General features: G+C 70.5%; 15 protein-coding genes and 1 pseudogene. 11 read left to right on the forward strand and 5 right to left on the reverse strand.

Going from position 1 to position 17,021, the window contains the following annotated elements; translation table 11 throughout:
* Positions 1-326, reverse strand: a pseudogene (locus tag GT030_RS24230) (hypothetical protein); the annotation flags it as partial.
* A gap of 242 nt (positions 327-568) precedes the next feature.
* Here GT030_RS24230 and radA point away from each other — a divergent pair.
* Together radA and disA are read left to right on the forward strand one after the other, a co-directional pair.
* The gene (gene radA / locus GT030_RS24235; RefSeq protein WP_161202911.1) at positions 569-1,978 is read left to right on the forward strand and encodes a DNA repair protein RadA; all 1,410 of its coding nucleotides are present in this window, start codon (positions 569-571) and stop codon (positions 1,976-1,978) included.
* Between the two features lie 80 nt (positions 1,979-2,058).
* Positions 2,059-3,183, forward strand: coding sequence for a DNA integrity scanning diadenylate cyclase DisA (gene disA / locus GT030_RS24240; RefSeq protein WP_135787480.1), 1,125 nt, complete (start codon positions 2,059-2,061; stop codon positions 3,181-3,183).
* Positions 3,184-3,316: 133 nt separating this feature from the next.
* Here disA and GT030_RS24245 read toward each other — a convergent pair whose 3' ends face one another.
* Complete coding sequence (locus tag GT030_RS24245) at positions 3,317-4,153, reverse strand: hypothetical protein (RefSeq protein WP_346009734.1); 837 nt, start codon at positions 4,151-4,153, stop codon at positions 3,317-3,319.
* 181 nt (positions 4,154-4,334) lie between these two features.
* Here GT030_RS24245 and GT030_RS24250 point away from each other — a divergent pair, with 181 nt between their 5' ends.
* From GT030_RS24250 to cseC, 5 genes are all read left to right on the forward strand, one after another.
* Positions 4,335-5,210, forward strand: a complete 876-nt coding sequence (locus GT030_RS24250; protein ID WP_161202912.1) for an A/G-specific adenine glycosylase — start codon at positions 4,335-4,337, stop codon at positions 5,208-5,210.
* 271 nt (positions 5,211-5,481) lie between these two features.
* Positions 5,482-6,021, forward strand: a complete 540-nt coding sequence (locus GT030_RS24255) for a SigE family RNA polymerase sigma factor (RefSeq protein WP_031182797.1) — start codon at positions 5,482-5,484, stop codon at positions 6,019-6,021.
* A gap of 35 nt (positions 6,022-6,056) precedes the next feature.
* On the forward strand, positions 6,057-6,662 hold the full coding sequence (locus tag GT030_RS24260) for a hypothetical protein (protein WP_346009735.1): 606 nt from the start codon (positions 6,057-6,059) through the stop codon (positions 6,660-6,662).
* Positions 6,663-6,698: 36 nt separating this feature from the next.
* Positions 6,699-7,403 carry a two-component system response regulator CseB gene (cseB, locus tag GT030_RS24265; RefSeq protein WP_086694087.1) on the forward strand — a complete coding sequence of 235 codons (705 nt, stop codon included), beginning with the start codon at positions 6,699-6,701 and terminating at the stop codon, positions 7,401-7,403.
* A gap of 7 nt (positions 7,404-7,410) precedes the next feature.
* Positions 7,411-8,742, forward strand: coding sequence for a two-component system sensor histidine kinase CseC (gene cseC / locus GT030_RS24270; protein WP_161202913.1), 1,332 nt, complete (start codon positions 7,411-7,413; stop codon positions 8,740-8,742).
* Between the two features lie 54 nt (positions 8,743-8,796).
* On the opposite strand, the gene GT030_RS24275 is transcribed toward cseC, so the two are convergent.
* Entirely contained in the window at positions 8,797-10,389 is a 1,593-nt protein-coding gene (locus GT030_RS24275; RefSeq protein ID WP_161202914.1) for an MDR family MFS transporter, read from the reverse strand.
* Positions 10,390-10,511: 122 nt separating this feature from the next.
* Between GT030_RS24275 and GT030_RS24280 the strand changes: the two genes are divergently transcribed.
* Positions 10,512-11,111 carry a TetR/AcrR family transcriptional regulator gene (locus GT030_RS24280; protein WP_161202915.1) on the forward strand — a complete coding sequence of 200 codons (600 nt, stop codon included), beginning with the start codon at positions 10,512-10,514 and terminating at the stop codon, positions 11,109-11,111.
* A 66-nt stretch (positions 11,112-11,177) separates the two neighbouring features.
* On the opposite strand, the gene GT030_RS24285 is transcribed toward GT030_RS24280, so the two are convergent.
* Positions 11,178-11,723, reverse strand: a complete 546-nt coding sequence (locus tag GT030_RS24285) for a M23 family metallopeptidase (RefSeq protein WP_161202916.1) — start codon at positions 11,721-11,723, stop codon at positions 11,178-11,180.
* A 440-nt stretch (positions 11,724-12,163) separates the two neighbouring features.
* Between GT030_RS24285 and GT030_RS24290 the strand changes: the two genes are divergently transcribed.
* Together GT030_RS24290 and GT030_RS24295 are read left to right on the forward strand one after the other, a co-directional pair.
* Entirely contained in the window at positions 12,164-12,763 is a 600-nt protein-coding gene (locus tag GT030_RS24290) for an HAD family acid phosphatase (RefSeq protein ID WP_161202917.1), read from the forward strand.
* Between the two features lie 217 nt (positions 12,764-12,980).
* Positions 12,981-13,598 (forward strand): DUF6000 family protein, encoded by a 618-nt coding sequence (locus GT030_RS24295; protein ID WP_161202918.1) that lies wholly within the window; start codon positions 12,981-12,983, stop codon positions 13,596-13,598.
* Between the two features lie 109 nt (positions 13,599-13,707).
* Here the strand turns inward: GT030_RS24295 and GT030_RS24300 are convergent, their stop codons facing one another.
* Positions 13,708-16,230, reverse strand: coding sequence for an ATP-dependent Clp protease ATP-binding subunit (locus GT030_RS24300; RefSeq protein ID WP_161202919.1), 2,523 nt, complete (start codon positions 16,228-16,230; stop codon positions 13,708-13,710).
* A 443-nt stretch (positions 16,231-16,673) separates the two neighbouring features.
* On the opposite strand from GT030_RS24300, the gene GT030_RS24310 reads away from it, so the two are divergent.
* Positions 16,674-17,021, forward strand: a 348-nt coding sequence (locus tag GT030_RS24310; RefSeq protein ID WP_237522778.1) for an SCO3374 family protein, incomplete at its 3' end; no start/stop codon positions are given.

A 17,021-nucleotide genomic window follows, 5' to 3' on the forward strand; every position in this document is an offset into this window, starting at 1 on the left:
CGGCGGGCCTCGGCGAGGCCGCGCAGACAGGCCCAGCGGGCCAGGGCGTACAGCCAGGCCCGGCGGTCGCCGGGGGTCTGGGGGTCGCGTCGGCCACGCCGTTCGGCGATGACGAGGACCTCGCTCAGGGCGGCGGTGGCCGCGTCGTGGTCGCACAGCACCGACAGGCAGTAGGTGAACAGGCCGTCCAGATACGCCTCATGGCGCGACGACGCCCGCTGGGCGATGTTCCGCGCCGCGGATCGGTCGCGCGCCTCCCGATGCGCCCGTTGCGCCCGGTGTGCGCCGGTGGTGCGGGTCGTGGTCTCCGGAGTGCTGCTCATCACCTGTGCGACCGTAGGCGTCGGCGGAGTGCCCCTTCTTGCACCTTGAGCACTTTTAATCCATACGGGTGAAACGATCCCTCATAAGGGGACACCGGCCGCCGAGAAGCGGGCGCGGACCCGGTGGAGGGCATCCGGAACCATCCGCTCCGCGTGCGCCCCGATACCCCGGCGTGCGCCCCCGCTCGCGCGCCGTCCAAGGGCGGGCGGCGGGCGTTGTCAGTGGCGGGGACTACGGTTTCCGCATGGCCACCCGTACCAAGTCCGCCAAGGAGCGTCCGTCCTACCGCTGCACCGAGTGCGGCTGGCAGACGGCCAAGTGGCTCGGCCGCTGCCCCGAGTGCCAGGCGTGGGGCACGGTCGAGGAGTACGGCGCGCCCGCGGTCCGTACGACGGCGCCGGGCCGCGTCACCAGCTCCGCCCTGCCCATCGGCCAGGTCGACGGCCGCCAGGCCACCGCCCGCACCACCGGCGTCCCCGAACTGGACCGGGTGCTCGGCGGCGGACTCGTACCCGGCGCGGTCGTGCTGCTCGCGGGCGAGCCGGGCGTCGGCAAGTCCACGCTGCTGCTCGACGTGGCCGCCAAGTCGGCGAGCGAGGAGCACAAGACCCTCTACGTCACCGGCGAGGAGTCCGCGAGCCAGGTCCGCATGCGCGCCGACCGCATCAAGGCCCTGCACGACCACCTCTACCTCGCCGCCGAGACCGATCTGGCCGCCGTGCTCGGCCACTTGGACGCGGTCAAGCCCTCCCTGCTGATCCTCGACTCGGTGCAGACGGTCGCCTCCCCGGAGATCGACGGCGCCCCCGGCGGCATGGCCCAGGTCCGCGAGGTGGCCGGGGCCCTGATCCGCGCCTCCAAGGAGCGCGGCATGTCCACCCTGCTGGTGGGCCACGTCACCAAGGACGGCGCCATCGCGGGCCCCCGCCTGCTGGAGCACCTGGTGGACGTCGTCCTGAGCTTCGAGGGCGACCGGCACGCCCGCCTCCGCCTGGTCCGCGGCGTGAAGAACCGGTACGGGGCGACGGACGAGGTCGGCTGCTTCGAGCTGCACGACGAGGGCATCACCGGCCTCGCCGACCCCAGCGGCCTCTTCCTCACCCGGCGCGCCGAGCCGGTGCCCGGCACCTGTCTGACCGTGACCCTGGAGGGGCGCCGCCCGCTGGTGGCCGAGGTGCAGGCGCTCACCGTGGACTCCCAGATCCCCTCCCCCCGCCGCACCACCTCCGGCCTGGAGACCTCCCGTGTCTCGATGATGCTGGCGGTGCTGGAGCAGCGCGGCCGGATCAGCGCGCTCGGCAAGCGGGACATCTACTCCGCGACCGTCGGGGGGGTGAAGCTGTCCGAGCCCGCCGCGGACCTGGCCATCGCGCTGGCGCTCGCCTCGGCGGCCAGCGACACCCCGCTGCCGAAGAATCTGGTCGCCATCGGTGAGGTGGGTCTCGCGGGCGAGGTCAGACGCGTCACAGGCGTGCAGCGCAGGCTCGCCGAGGCGGCCCGGCTGGGCTTCACACACGCGCTCGTACCGGGCGATCCGGGCAAGGTCCCGGCCGGGATGAAGGTTGTGGAGGTGGCCGACATGGGGGACGCGCTGCGGGTGCTGCCCCGCTCCCGTCGCCGAGAGGCCCCGCGGGAGGCGGAGGACCGCCGGTAGACTTTGCGCAGGTCTCGCCCGTCCGTGCGAAACGCGTGCCGTGACGGAAGCGCGTCAGAACCTGCGACCGGAGGAGTGCAGTGGCAGCCAACGACCGGGCAGCAGCTCCCGGAAAGTCCGGTGGGAGTGCCGGTGCCGATGGCCTGATGCGCGCCTCGCTGAGCGCCGTTGCCCCGGGCACCGCCCTGCGCGACGGTCTGGAGCGGGTCCTGCGCGGCAACACCGGCGGCCTGATCCTGCTGGGCTGGGACAAGACGGTCGAGGCGATGTGCACCGGCGGTTTCGTGCTGGACGTGGAGTTCACCGCGACCCGGCTGCGCGAGCTGTGCAAGCTGGACGGCGGCATCGTCCTCTCCTCGGACCTGTCGAAGATCCTGCGCGCCGGCGTCCAGCTCGTCCCGGACCCCACGATCCCCACCGAGGAGACCGGCACCCGGCACCGCACCGCCGACCGCGTCTCCAAGCAGGTCGGCTTCCCCGTGGTCTCGGTGTCCCAGTCGATGCGGCTGATCGCGCTGTACGTCGACGGGCAGCGCCGGGTCCTGGAGGACTCGGCGGCGATCCTCTCCCGCGCCAACCAGGCGCTGGCCACGCTGGAGCGGTACAAGCTCCGCCTGGACGAGGTCGCGGGCACGCTGTCCGCGCTGGAGATCGAGGACCTGGTGACCGTCCGGGACGTCTCCGCGGTCGCGCAGCGGCTGGAGATGGTCCGGCGCATCGCCACCGAGATCGCGGAGTACGTGGTCGAGCTGGGCACGGACGGCCGCCTGCTGGCGCTCCAGTTGGAGGAGCTGATCGCCGGGGTCGAGCCCGACCGTGAGCTGGTCGTCCGGGATTACGTCCCCGAGCCGACGGCGAAGCGGTCGCGCACGGTGGAGGAGGCGTTGTTCGAGCTGGACGCGCTGAGCCATGCCGAGTTGCTCGAACTGGGCACGGTGGCACGGGGACTGGGGTACACCGCGTCTCCCGAGTCGCTGGACTCGGCGGTTTCGCCCCGTGGGTTCCGGCTGCTGGCGAAGGTTCCCCGGCTGCCGGGGGCGATCATCGACCGGCTGGTGGAGCACTTCGGCGGGTTGCAGAAGTTGCTCGCCGCCAGCGTGGATGATCTGCAGGCTGTCGACGGGGTGGGAGAAGCGCGGGCTCGCAGTGTGCGGGAAGGGCTCTCGCGGCTGGCGGAGTCCTCCATTCTGGAGCGGTACGTCTAGGTTTCGCGCGGTTCGCCTTCGGGTGCGGGGCCGCTGTGGCCGGCCGCGCAGTTCCCCGCGCCCCTGAAGGCACGACCCCTTCTCTGAAAAGCACCGGTTGCCCTTCTCGCCCCCTGAGAAGGGCCGGCTGCCTCTAGTCCGCCGACAGGACGAAGGACGTCCGGGTCTTGGCGAAGCCCGATGCCTTCGCTTCCAGCAGGTACGTGCCCGGCTTGGCCTTGCCGGCGGGCGGGGTCGCGCACTTGGCGGTGCTCGGGTGGCGGTCCCACTTCACCGTGTAGGTGATGCTCTCGTCGGCCGGGACGCGGAAGATCAGGCTCTTGGCGCCCTCGGGGCAGTCGTCGGAGGCCCAGTAGGGGTCGTCGCCGTCGGCCGGGGTGATCTCCAGGACCGTGTGCTCGGGGCCGAGGTCGACCTTGCAGTCGCCGGACGAGCTGTTGCGGACGGTGAGTTCGAAGGTGGGGGTCTCGTCGGGCGAGAAGGAGTTGTGCTTGCTGCGCAGGCTCACCGTGACCTTGCCGGGGGCGCACACCGGGAGCGGGGAGGACGCGGCCAGCGCGTCGCCCGCGCCGACACTGCCGCCGCCCGTGCCGGACGCCGAGCCCGAACCGCCCGTACCGGAGCCGGAGTCGCCGTCACCCGTGCCGTCCGAGCCGGAGCCGTCACCGGACCCGTCGCCCGGACCGGAGTCGCCCGACCCGCCGTCACCGGAGCCGCCACCGCCCGACTCGTCGCGTCCGCCCGGGTGTTGGCTGATCGCGGGACCGGAGGACGTGGGACCCGGCGTGATCGTGGACGCGGGATTCTTGCCGTCGGGGCCATTGGCGCCGTTCTTGCCTCCCCCGCCGCCCGACACGACGATCCAGGTGACCACGAGCGCCAACAGGGCGACCACGGACACGATGACGACCCTCCGTCGCCAGTAGATGGAGGAGGGAAGCGGCCCGACCGGATTGCGCAGAGATCCCACGCGGAAACTGTACGAGAGATCATGCCCACGACTCGCGTCCCCCGCCGCCCTGTCATCAACTTTTCCGGATCATCATCCCGGTAACTTCCCTCGCGCACCGGCATCTTGTGCCGAGCGCGACGCTCCGTGCGCGGGCGGTGACCCACACGGTCCGCGTGCGGCGTGGCAGGATCGGAAGGCCATGACAGAGAAGCTTCACGCCCCCGTGATCGACTGGTTCGACTCCCACGCCCGCGACCTCCCCTGGCGCCGCCCGGAAGCGGGGCCGTGGGGCGTGATGGTCAGTGAGTTCATGCTCCAGCAGACCCCGGTCAGCCGGGTGCTGCCGGTCTACGAGCAGTGGCTCGCCCGCTGGCCCCGCCCGGCCGATCTGGCCAAGGAGCCGCCCGGCGAGGCGGTGCGCGCCTGGGGCCGGCTCGGCTACCCGCGCCGCGCGCTCCGGCTGCACGGCGCGGCCGTCGCCATAACGGAGCGGCACGGCGGGGACGTACCCGCCGACCACGCCCAGCTGCTGGCGCTGCCCGGCATCGGGGAGTACACGGCCGCCGCCGTGGCCTCCTTCGCCTACGGGCAGCGGCACCCGGTGCTGGACACCAATGTGCGCCGGGTCTTCGCGCGTGCGGTGACCGGGGTGCGCTACCCGCCGAACGCCACCACGGCCGCCGAGCGCAGGCTCGCCCGTGAGCTGCTGCCCGACGAGGACGGCACGGCCGCGCGCTGGGCGGCCGCCTCCATGGAGCTGGGCGCGCTGGTGTGCACGGCGAAGAACGAGGAGTGCCATCGCTGCCCGATCGCCGCGCAGTGCGCCTGGCGGCTCGCGGGCAAGCCGGAGCACGAGGGCCCGCCCCGGCGCGGGCAGACGTACGCGGGCACCGACCGCCAGGTGCGCGGGAAGCTGCTCGCGGTGCTGCGGGACGCGCATGTGCCGGTGCCGCAGACGGCGCTTGACCGGGTGTGGCACGAGCCGGTGCAGCGGGCCCGCGCGCTCGACGGCCTCGTCACGGACGGTCTGGTGGAGCCGCTGCCCGGCGGCATGTACCGGCTGCCGCTCGGCTGATCCACAGGAAGGTCACAGCCGCGGGCCGCCCGGCACGCCCGGACCGGCCCAACAAAGCACCCCATAAAGGGACATGACGGGCGCTTTCCTTACCCCCGGCTCACGGCTGTTACACAACCGACGGACAGCCGAGTGCCGGCCGCAGGCTTCCTCGGACAACCCCGTGACAACCGCTCCGTAGCTTCGTTCCGTGCCCGGCGGACCACCGGGCCTGCGGAAGAAGGCCCCGGCGTGGACCGGGGCGACGGGGAACACGGAAGGTGGTCGGGTCATGGCGCAGGGCGAGGTGCTCGAGTTCGAGGAGTACGTACGGACCCGGCAGGACGCGCTGCTGCGCAGTGCCCGCCGCCTGGTGCCGGACCCGGTGGACGCGCAGGACCTGCTCCAGACCGCGCTGGCCCGCACCTACGGGCGCTGGGACGGCATCGCCGACAAGCGGCTGGCCGACGCCTATCTGCGCCGCGTCATGATCAACACCCGTACGGAGTGGTGGCGGGCGCGCAAGCTGGAGGAGGTGCCGACCGAGCAGCTCCCCGAGGGCCCGGTCGCGGACTCCACCGAGCAGTACGCCGACCGCGCCCTGCTGATGGACATCCTGAAGGTGCTGGCTCCCAAGCAGCGCAGTGTCGTGGTGCTGCGACACTGGGAGCAGATGTCCACGGAAGAGACGGCCGCGGCCCTCGGCATGTCCGCGGGCACGGTCAAGAGCACGCTGCACCGGGCGCTCGCCCGGCTCCGCGAGGAGCTGGAGGCCCGCGATCTGGATGCACGCGCGCTGGAGCGTGAGGAGCGGGAGCGTTGCGCGGCCTGACTGGGGGGCCCAGACGTGTCCGAGGCGTACGCGCGGTGATCCTGGCGGTGGCCGGGATCGCCGCCGTCGGCCTTTCCGCGACCGCCTGCGGCGCCGGGGGCACCGGCGCGCGGGACGAGGGGCCGGCGCACGCCTCCGCCGTGGTTGGCGCGGCACCCCCCTCCCCCTCCCCCAGCCCGGCGGCCGGCTACCACCGCGTCGACGCGGTGAGCCTGCTCAAGCGGGACCCGGCGGTCTCTGCGGCCGTCAAGCACGAGCTGAAGCCGTGCGGCAGCGGCGACGACTACCCCGTCGACGTCTCCTACGGCGACCTGACCGACTCGGACCGCTCCGATGTCGTGGTCAACGTGCTGACCTGCGCCGACGCGGTGGGCATTGGCGCGTATGTGTACCGGGAGAGCAGGGGCTCGTACCGGAACGTGTTCAAGACCGAGGAGTCGCCGGTCTATGCGGAGATCGACCAGGGCGCGCTGACCGTGACCAAGCAGGTGTACAGCAGGGGGGACCCCATCTCCAGCCCCTCCGGCGAGGACGTCGTCCCCTACACGTGGAAGGCGGGCCGGTTCGTGGCGGGCAAGCCCGTGCACACGGACTACAGCGGGGCGGTGGGCCACGAGCCGACGCCCGTGCCCGGCGACTGACGCGACACCCCTGATCACGAGGACTGAGAGCACCGGATGCCAGAGCACACGCACGTCCTGTTCGTCGAGGACGACGACGTCATCCGTGAGGCCACCCAGCTCGCCCTGGAGCGGGACGGCTTCGCGGTCACCGCCATGCCCGACGGGCTGTCGGGGCTGGAGGCGTTCCGCGCCGACCGGCCCGACATCGCGCTGCTCGACGTGATGGTGCCGGGGCTGGACGGGGTCAGCCTGTGCCGCCGTATCCGGGACGAGTCGACGGTGCCGGTGATCATGCTGTCGGCGCGGGCGGACTCCATCGACGTGGTGCTGGGCCTGGAGGCGGGCGCCGACGACTACGTGACCAAGCCGTTCGACGGCGCGGTGCTGGTCGCCCGCATCCGGGCGGTGCTGCGCCGCTTCGGGCACGCGGGGCATCCCTCCGGTGCCGGGGCGGACGGCGCGGCGGACAGCGACGGGGTGCTGACCTTCGGCGAGCTGGAGGTGGACACCGAGGGCATGGAGGTGCGGCGGGCCGGACAGCCGGTGGCGCTCACCCCGACCGAGATGCGGCTGCTGCTGGAGTTCTCCGGCGCGCCGGGCACCGTGCTCTCCCGCGACAAGCTGCTGGAGCGGGTCTGGGACTACGGCTGGGGCGGGGACACCCGCGTGGTCGACGTCCATGTGCAGCGGCTGCGCCAGAAGATCGGCCAGGACCGGATCGAGACGGTCCGCGGCTTCGGCTACAAGCTGCGGGGCTGAGGGCGTCATGCGGAGTCTCTTCGGACGTCCGGTGCGGCGGGTGGCGGGCGTGGGCCTGCGCACCGGTCTGCGGTGGAAGCTGAGCGCGGCCATCGCGCTGGTCGCGGGGCTGGTGGCCATCGCGCTGAGCCTGGTCGTGCACAACGCGGCGCGGGTCTCCATGCTGGACAACGCCCGTGACCTGGCCAACCAGCGGGTCCAGCTCGCCCAGCGCAACTACGAGCTCGCCGGGCGGCCCAACTTCCCCAGCATCAAGATCGACGACCCTGCCCTCCCGGCCGCGCTGCGGGCCAAGGTGGAGGAGGGGCGCCGGGCCAGTTACGTCAGCGACACGGGCAGCGGCGAGCCGGACATCTGGGCCGCGGTGCCGGTCAAGAACGGGCATGTGCTCTCCCTGCACGGCGCCTTCCCGGACAAGTCCGCGGACGTGCTTGCCGACCTCGACCAGGCGCTGCTCATCGGCTCCATCGCGGTGGTCCTCGGCGGCAGCGCGCTCGGCGTGGTGATCGGCGGCCAGCTCTCCCGGCGCCTGCGCAAGGCGGCCGCCGCCGCGAACCGGCTGGCGGCCGGCGAGACCGACGTACGGGTACGGGAGGCCATCGGCGGTGTCGTACGGGACGAGGCCGACGACCTGGCCCGCGCGGTGGACGCCATGGCGGACGCCCTGCGGCAGCGGCTGGAGGCGGAGCGGCGGGTCACGGCCGACATCGCGCACGAGCTGCGGACACCGGTGACCGGGCTGCTCACGGCCGCCGAGCTGCTGCCGCCCGGCAGGCCCACGGAGCTGGTGCTGGACCGGGCCAAGGCGATGCGCACGCTGGTGGAGGACGTGCTGGAGGTGGCCCGGCTGGACGGGGCCTCCGAGCGGGCCGAGCTGCAGGACATCATGCTGGGCGAGTTCGTCGCCCGGCGCGTGGCCGCGAAGGACCCGGACATCGCGGTACGGGTGGTGCACGAGTCCGAGGTCACCACCGACCCGCGCCGGCTGGAGCGGGTGCTGCTCAACCTGCTCACCAACGCCGCCCGGCACGGCGAGCCGCCCATCGAGGTGACCGTCGAGGGCCGGGTGATCCGGATACGCGACCACGGCCCCGGCTTCCCCGAGGCACTCCTCGCCGAGGGCCCGCTCCGTTTCCGTACCGGCAGCGAGGACCGCGCCGGCCAGGGCCACGGCCTCGGCCTCACCATCGCCGCCGGCCAGGCCCGGGTCCTCGGCGCCCGCCTCACCTTCCGCAACATCCGCCCCCACGGCGAGGGCGCGGTGGCCGTCCTCTGGCTCCCCGAGCACGCCCCCACGGCGACGGGCAGCTACACGGTCCCGCCCACCCTGCGAAGCTGACGCGAGAAGGCCCCCCGACCGGCAGCCGGGGGGCCTTCTCGTGGTCGCACCAGGTCAGACCGCTTCGATCACCGGGGCCGGGATCGCGTCCGTGGGCTCGGTGGACGGCTTCTGGGGGCCACCGCGCAGCGGGACCTCCTTGACGAAGACGGCCGCGACGAGGACCACGACGGCGATGGCGGAGCCGAGGAGGAAGGCGGAGTGGGTGCCCGCGGACACCGCGTGCTGGTACGCCTCCCGCGCCGCGGCCGGCAGCTTGGCGAGGCTGGCCGCGTCGAGCTGGGCGGACTTCTCGGTGATGCCCTTGCCCAGCGCACCGGCGCGCTCGGTCATCACGTCCTGCACCCGGTTGTTGAACAGGGCGCCCATGACGGCCACACCGAACGAGGAGCCGAGGGTACGGAACAGGGTGGCGGAGGAGGACGCGACGCCCATGTCCTTCATCTCCACGCTGTTCTGCGCCACCAGCATGGTCACCTGCATCAGGCAGCCCATGCCCGCGCCGACCACGGCCATGTAGATCCCGGAGGTCAGCCGGGTGGTGTCGGTGTCCATCGTGGACATCAGGTACAGCCCGATGATCATCAGCACACCGCCGGCGATCGGGAAGACCTTGTACCGGCCGCTGTTCGTGGTGACCCGGCCCGCGACCATCGAGGTCACCAGCATCGCGCCGAGCATCGGCAGGAGCAGCAGCCCGGAGTTGGTGGCGGAGGCGCCCTGCACGGCCTGCTGGTACAGCGGCAGGAAGAGCGTCGCGCCGAACATCACGAAGCCGGTGACGAAGCCGATGAGGGACATCAGGGTGAAGTTCAGGCTCTTGAAGATGTGCAGCGGCAGCACCGGCTCGGCGGCCTTGGTCTGCCAGAACACGAACCCGACCAGCGACACCACGCCAAGGGCGATCAGCTCCATGATCCGCGCGGAGGTCCAGGCGTACTCGGTACCGCCCCACGTGGTGACCAGCACGATCGCGGTGATGCCGACGGTCAGCAGGACCACGCCGAGGTAGTCGATCCCCGCCTTGGCCCGCTTCTTCGGCAGGTGCAGCACGGCCGAGACCAGCGCCAGCGCGACCGCGCCGAGCGGCAGGTTGATGTAGAAGGTCCAGCGCCAGCCCCAGTTGTCGGTGATGGTCCCACCGACCAGCGGGCCGCCGATCATCGCCAGCGCCATGACGCCGGCCATCATGCCCTGGTACTTGCCCCGCTCACGCGGCGGGATCAGGTCGCCGATGATCGCCATGACGCCGACCATCAGACCACCGGCGCCGAGACCCTGGACGGCCCGGAACGCGATCAGCTCGCCCATGCCCTGGGCCATACCGCTCAGCGCGGAGCCGATCAGGAAGATCACGATCGAGCCGAGGAAGGCGCCCTTGCGCCCGTACATGTCACCGATCTTGCCCCAGACCGGGGTCGAGGCCGCGGTGGCGAGGGTGTACCCCGTCACGACCCAGGACAGGTGCTCGAGCCCGCCCAGATCGCCCACGATGGTGGGCATCGCGGTGCCCACGATCATGTTGTCCAGCATCGCCAGCATCATGGCGATCATGAGCGCGAGCAGGACCACTCGTACGCTCTTCGGCTTCTTCTCCGGCTGCTCGGGCTCCGCCTGGCCCGCCTTGGCCGTCTGCGTGTCCGCCATCTCTCCCACTCCCCCTGGCGGCTGCTACTTACTTGCCGCCCGGCTAGTTCACTACACTGGAAGGTAGCCTGCCACTAGCCGGGCGTCAAGTAAGTTTCCGCGGGAGCGGGAGGAGTACGAGGATGGGCGACACCATGGACGGCACCAAGCAGCAGCGCCGCGGGAACACCCGCCAGCGCATCCAGGACGTCGCGCTCGAGCTGTTCGCGGAACAGGGCTACGAGAAGACCTCGCTGCGCGAGATCGCGGAGCACCTCGATGTCACCAAGGCGGCTCTCTACTACCACTTCAAGACCAAGGAAGAGATCATCGTCAGTCTCTTCGCGGACCTGACGCAGCCGATCGAGGACCTGATCGAGTGGGGCCGCAGCCAGCCGCACACCTTGGAGACCAAGCAGGAGATCGTACGGCGCTACAGCGCGGCGCTGGCCGGGGCGCAGCCGCTCTTCCGGTTCATGCAGGAGAACCAGGCGACGGTGCGGGAACTGCGCATCGGGGACACGTTCAAGGAACGCATGAAGGGCCTCAGGGACATCATCATCGATCCCGAGGCCGAGCTGGTGGACCAGGTCCGCTCGATCAGCGCGATCTTCACGCTGCACGCCGGCATGTTCGTGATGGCGGACCTGGAAGGCGACCCCGAGAAGAAGCGCGAAGCGGTTCTCGAAGTCGCCGTGGATCTGGTGACGCAGGCGCACGAGGGCGCCCGCGGCAGGAGGTAGTCCGGACATCCGTGGTCCGGACTACCGGCGGTGGCCGGTGAGGGCCGGGGGGCGGTGGCCCAGGGCTCAGACGTGGACGCCGTGGGACCGCAGGAAGCTGACCGGGTTGACGGCCGAGCCGTAGTTCGGCGTCTTGCGGATCTCGAAGTGCAGGTGCGGGCCGGTGGAGTTACCGGTGCTGCCCGACTTGGCTATGTGCTGGCCGGTCTTGACGATCTGGCCGATCTTGACGTCGACACGGGACAGGTGGGCGTACTGCGAGTACAGACCGTTGCCGTGCTTGATGACGATGGCGTTGCCGTACGCGGGGCCGTCACCGGCGCCGTTCGGGCCGGCCTTGACGACGGTGCCGCCGTGGGCCGCGAGGACCTCGGTGCCGGTGGGCACCGCGAAGTCCTGACCGCTGTGCTTGTGCGCCCAGTGGCTGCCGCCCTGGGCGAAGCTGGCGGAGAGGGTGTACTTCTTCACCGGGTCGACCCAGGAGGTCGCGGAGGCGGAGGCGGCGCTGGCAACCCCGCCACCCAGCACGGCCGCGGCGCCGACACCGGCGGCCAGGACGGCCACGCGAGTGCGGAGCGCGGACGTACGGACAGACGTGGAACGCTTGAACATCGATACCTCGTGAACTCGGAGACAGAGAGCCACCCGGCGTACGGATGTTTCACCGTGTGCCGGGCGGGACTCCATATTGGTAACCCCTCACCCCATCCGGGTTCAAAGGGCCCATCTACGGCACGAGGTAGTAGAAGTACCTGAAATCGGTCATCTCTTGACAGGTCGGACGCCCCGGTGCGACCAGGCGGTACGGCCTGCCGGTATGACTCTGCGTTTCAGCGTGTACGTCTGGGTTTGTCCTGTTTTGGAATACCACTATCCCGGCTAGTACCGGACATTTCGCCTGTGCGGCATGTCACCGGCGGGCCGGGTCCGGGACCCCATAAATGTGACGCGCGCCTCTAGCAACCTACCGTCCGGTAACCCTACGGTTCCTCTCGCGCCACCCGCTCCGCAGAGCATGCACTGCACCGTACGGACGCGAGAGGACCCCCTTCATGACCAGACGCCCCTTGGCGCGCCGGATGGCCGCCATCGCCGTCTCCACCGCCGCGCTCACCGCGCTCGCCGCCCCCGCCGAGGCCGCCACCACGGCCACCGCGGCCGCCGTCGACTACGCCACCTGGCAGCAGGACTGCGGGCGGGTGATGAGCGAGGCCCTCCCCTACATCCAGAGCCGCGCGGCCGCCGGCACCGGCGAGAAGCAGGCCATCGTCCTGGACGTGGACAACACCACCCTGGAGACCGACTTCGGCTTCCAGTTCCCCCAGCCCGCCAACCGCCCGGTCCTGAAGGTCGCCCAGTACGCCCAGGACCACGGCGTCGCCCTGATCTTCGTCACCGCCCGCCCCGGCCTCCTGCACTGGCCCACGTCCTACAACCTCGAACACGACGGCTACCGCGTCACCGACCTCCGGGTGCGCGGCCTCATCGACCTCTTTAAGGACGTCGCCGCCTACAAGACCGCCCAGCGGGCCGACATCGAGCGCCAGGGCTACACGATCATCGCCAACATCGGCAACAGCGCGTCCGACCTGAGCGGCGGGCACGCGGAGCGGACGTTCAAACTCCCCGACTACGACGGTCAGTTGTCCTGACCCACCCCGGTATTCCTGGCTAGGCTCCATCCCGACGGCGAGGGGACGGATGGAGCACCGACAGCCATCCTCACGGGCGCCCTGACGCATCGGCTGCTGGGGAGGCAACTGCTTTGTACAGCAACGAAGTGCCAGCCGAACTTGAGAAGCCTCACCACCAACCCCTGTTGTGCGGCCTGTGCGGGAGCTGTCGCACCAGCGAGGCAAAGTCGGGCGTGTGATACGCGATCCCCGTGACGATGCCGAACTACTGGCCCTGGTGCGCCGATACGTCACGCCCGAGCGGCGCTATCTGAAGCTCGGCGGCAGCTTGCTGCGCATGCCAAGCCCTGCGTCCGACCGATTCATGCGAGATCTCCGCGAGGACGCGGGACTCATCACCCCTGGTGAGATCGCCAAGCTTCTTGAGGGCAGCTGGCGCGAACGGAGAACCGGGGCTTGGCTCGTAGCTGTCTCCCGCCGGACCGAATTCCGCGAGGACCTCGGTCGACTCCTCCTGGCCAGCGAAGTCTGTTGTGTCGGGCTGGCCTACAGCGTGACCCTGGCCAGTTTCGGAACGGCGCGCGACGCTGATCTGCTCGCCGCCTACCTGGATCGCTACCTCCGCCGCCCTGACCTCCCGTACGACCAAACCGTCGTCATGGGCGCTCTCCTGTTCATCGACCTGACCCTGGGAGGCGGTCAAGCCGACCGCTTCCGGGAACCGGGCGGCCTGTGGCAGCGGTGGCTCCAGGACGCACCTCATACGCAGGCCGACCGGGACCCCGCCCCTGCCAATGTGAGCCTCATCCGTCGGCTTTGTGCGTTCGTCGATGAATGCGCCGAGGCCCGATAACGGCCACCGTCTTCCGTTGGCCTCACCGGACCGCGGCCCTCTGAGAACCCAAAAGGGGCCGGTGCCATTAGGCACCGGCCCCTTCGGGGCTACGCGGACCCCCGGAGGGTTACGCGTCCTTGCTCAGGTTCGGACCGCCGCCCGCGGCCTGCTCGATCGGCGGGGCGTCGGGCAGGGCGGCCTTCTCCTCGCCTCGGAAGGTGAAGGTCTGGTTCTCGCCCTCGCCCTCCGTGTCGACGACCACGATGTGGCCGGGACGCAGCTCGCCGAAGAGGATCTTCTCCGAGAGGGTGTCCTCGACCTCGCGCTGGATCGTGCGACGCAGCGGACGCGCGCCCAGCACCGGGTCGTAACCCTTCCTGGAGAGCAGTTCCTTGGCGGACTGGGAGAGCTCGATGCCCATGTCCCGGTCCTTGAGCCGCTCGTCCACCTTGCTGATCATCAGGTCGACGATCCGGAGGATGTCCGCCTGAGTGAGCTGCGGGAAGACGACCACGTCGTCGACGCGGTTGAGGAACTCGGGACGGAAGTGCTGCTTCAGCTCGTCCGACACCTTGTTCTTCATGCGCTCGTAGTTGGTCTTCGTGTCGCCGGAGGCGGCGAAGCCCAGGTTGAAGCCCTTGGAGATGTCCCGCGTGCCGAGGTTGGTCGTCATGATGATGACCGTGTTCTTGAAGTCCACGACCCGGCCCTGGGAGTCGGTCAGACGACCGTCCTCCAGGATCTGCAGCAGCGAGTTGAAGATGTCCGGGTGGGCCTTCTCGACCTCGTCGAAGAGGACGACGGAGAACGGCTTGCGGCGCACCTTCTCGGTGAGCTGGCCACCCTCCTCGTAACCCACGTAACCGGGGGGCGAACCGAAGAGCCGCGAGACCGTGTGCTTCTCGCTGAACTCCGACATGTCGAGGGAGATCAGCGCGTCCTCGTCACCGAAGAGGAACTCGGCGAGCGCCTTGGACAGCTCGGTCTTACCGACACCGGACGGACCGGCGAAGATGAACGAGCCACCGGGACGCTTCGGGTCCTTCAGACCGGCACGGGTACGGCGGATCGCCTTGGACAGCGCCTTGACGGCGTCGACCTGGCCGATGACCCGCTTGTGCAGCTCCTCCTCCATGCGGAGCAGGCGGCTGGACTCCTCCTCGGTCAGCTTGAAGACCGGGATGCCCGTGGCGGTGGCGAGGACCTCGGCGATCAGCTCGCCGTCGACCTCGGCGACGACGTCCATGTCGCCGGCCTTCCACTCCTTCTCCCGCTTGGCCTTGGCGGCCAGGAGCTGCTTCTCCTTGTCGCGCAGGGAGGCGGCCTTCTCGAAGTCCTGCGAGTCGATCGCGGACTCCTTGTCCCGGCGGACACCGGCGATCTTCTCGTCGAACTCGCGGAGGTCCGGCGGCGCGGTCATCCGGCGGATGCGCATCCGGGAACCGGCCTCGTCGATCAGGTCGATCGCCTTGTCCGGCAGGAAGCGGTCCGAGATGTACCGGTCGGCCAGAGTGGCGGCCTGGACCAGCGCCTCGTCGGTGATGGAGACGCGGTGGTGCGCCTCGTACCGGTCGCGCAGGCCCTTGAGGATCTCGATCGTGTGCGGCAGCGACGGCTCCGCGACCTGGATGGGCTGGAAGCGGCGCTCGAGGGCCGCGTCCTTCTCCAGGTGCTTGCGGTACTCGTCCAGCGTGGTGGCACCGATGGTCTGGAGCTCACCGCGGGCCAGCATCGGCTTGAGGATGGAGGCGGCGTCGATCGCGCCCTCGGCGGCGCCCGCACCGACCAGCGTGTGCAGCTCGTCGATGAACAGGATGATGTCGCCGCGGGTGCGGATCTCCTTGAGCACCTTCTTCAGGCGCTCCTCGAAGTCACCGCGGTAGCGGGAGCCGGCGACCAGGGCACCGAGGTCCAGGGTGTAGAGGTGCTTGTCCTTAAGGGTCTCGGGCACCTCGCCCTTGACGATGGCCTGGGCGAGGCCCTCGACGACGGCGGTCTTGCCGACGCCGGGCTCACCGATCAGCACCGGGTTGTTCTTCGTACGGCGGGACAGCACCTGCATGACCCGCTCGATCTCCTTCTCGCGCCCGATGACCGGGTCGAGCTTGGTTTCACGAGCGGCCTGGGTGAGGTTCCGGCCGAACTGGTCCAGGACGAGGGAGGTCGAGGGGGTGCCCTCGGCCGGGCCGCCTGCGGCCGCGGTCTCCTTGCCCTGGTAACCGGAGAGCAACTGGATGACCTGCTGGCGCACCCGGTTGAGGTCTGCGCCCAGCTTGACCAGGACCTGGGCGGCGACGCCCTCGCCCTCACGGATCAGGCCGAGCAGGATGTGCTCGGTGCCGATGTAATTGTGGCCGAGCTGAAGGGCCTCGCGGAGCGACAGCTCCAGGACCTTCTTGGCACGGGGGGTGAAGGGGATATGACCGGACGGGGCCTGCTGGCCCTGACCGATGATCTCCTCCACCTGCTGACGGACCGCCTCAAGCGAAATGCCGAGGCTCTCCAGGGCCTTAGCGGCGACACCTTCACCCTCGTGGATGAGACCCAGGAGGATGTGCTCGGTGCCGATGTAGTTGTGGTTGAGCATCCGGGCTTCTTCCTGAGCCAGGACGACAACCCGCCGCGCGCGGTCGGTGAACCTCTCGAACATCGTTAATCGCTCCTCAGAGCGGTCAGGCAGTGGGGGGAACTTCCCCTCCCTGTCCTTCCGCAGCTTAGTCCCGCAAGCGGGGACCGCTCATTCCAACTGCCGACACCGTCGATGGCCTCCTGACCCCGAACGCCGACATCTGCTCCAACTCGATGGTGCGAGACGATGTTCCCGCAGGCCAGGCAGTTACCCCACTCGCCGTTCCGCCGATGGCGAACGTGAGACGGCCTTTCCTGCGTGTCGCCCCCCTCCCACTAGGCATGTCTTACCCGCGGTGACGGGCGGTCCATGCCGCGCGCACCGTTTCCCTCCGCTATGGGCGAACAACCTCGCGACTCCGGGTGCGCCCATGCGCTCCCCCTCGCGGCACACACCGTGACCCTCCGGACGCTCAGCGTAACTCCTGGGCGTCTTTGGCGGTTGCACCTGGCATGGCTGGCTCAATGTCCCCGGCATCCCCGGAACCCTTCCCGGCGTCATCGGCGCTGCCCCTCCCGCGCCCGCGGCGTCCGCTCGGCCCGGCCCCCGGAGCGGCCCGGCACTGGTACGAGGGTGTGCTGGGCTGGGAGACGGCGCCGGGGGCGCCTCTGCGGCTGGTGACGGGGGTGCGCTTCGACGTGCTGGACGTCCCGGCCGAGGCGGGGGCGGTGGCGCTCAGGCATCTGGCGCCCGGTTCCCCGGCGGCCCTGGCGGGCGGCCGTATGCGGCTGCTGGTGGCCGCGGGCAGCGCGGAGGAGCTGCCGGGGCTGCTCGACTGGCTGGAGTGGGGCGCGCTGGCGCTGGACCTGCGG

The organism is Streptomyces sp. SID1328 (assembly GCF_009865595.1).
In the GTDB taxonomy this organism is placed as follows: Bacteria; Actinomycetota; Actinomycetes; order Streptomycetales; family Streptomycetaceae; genus Streptomyces; species Streptomyces griseoluteus.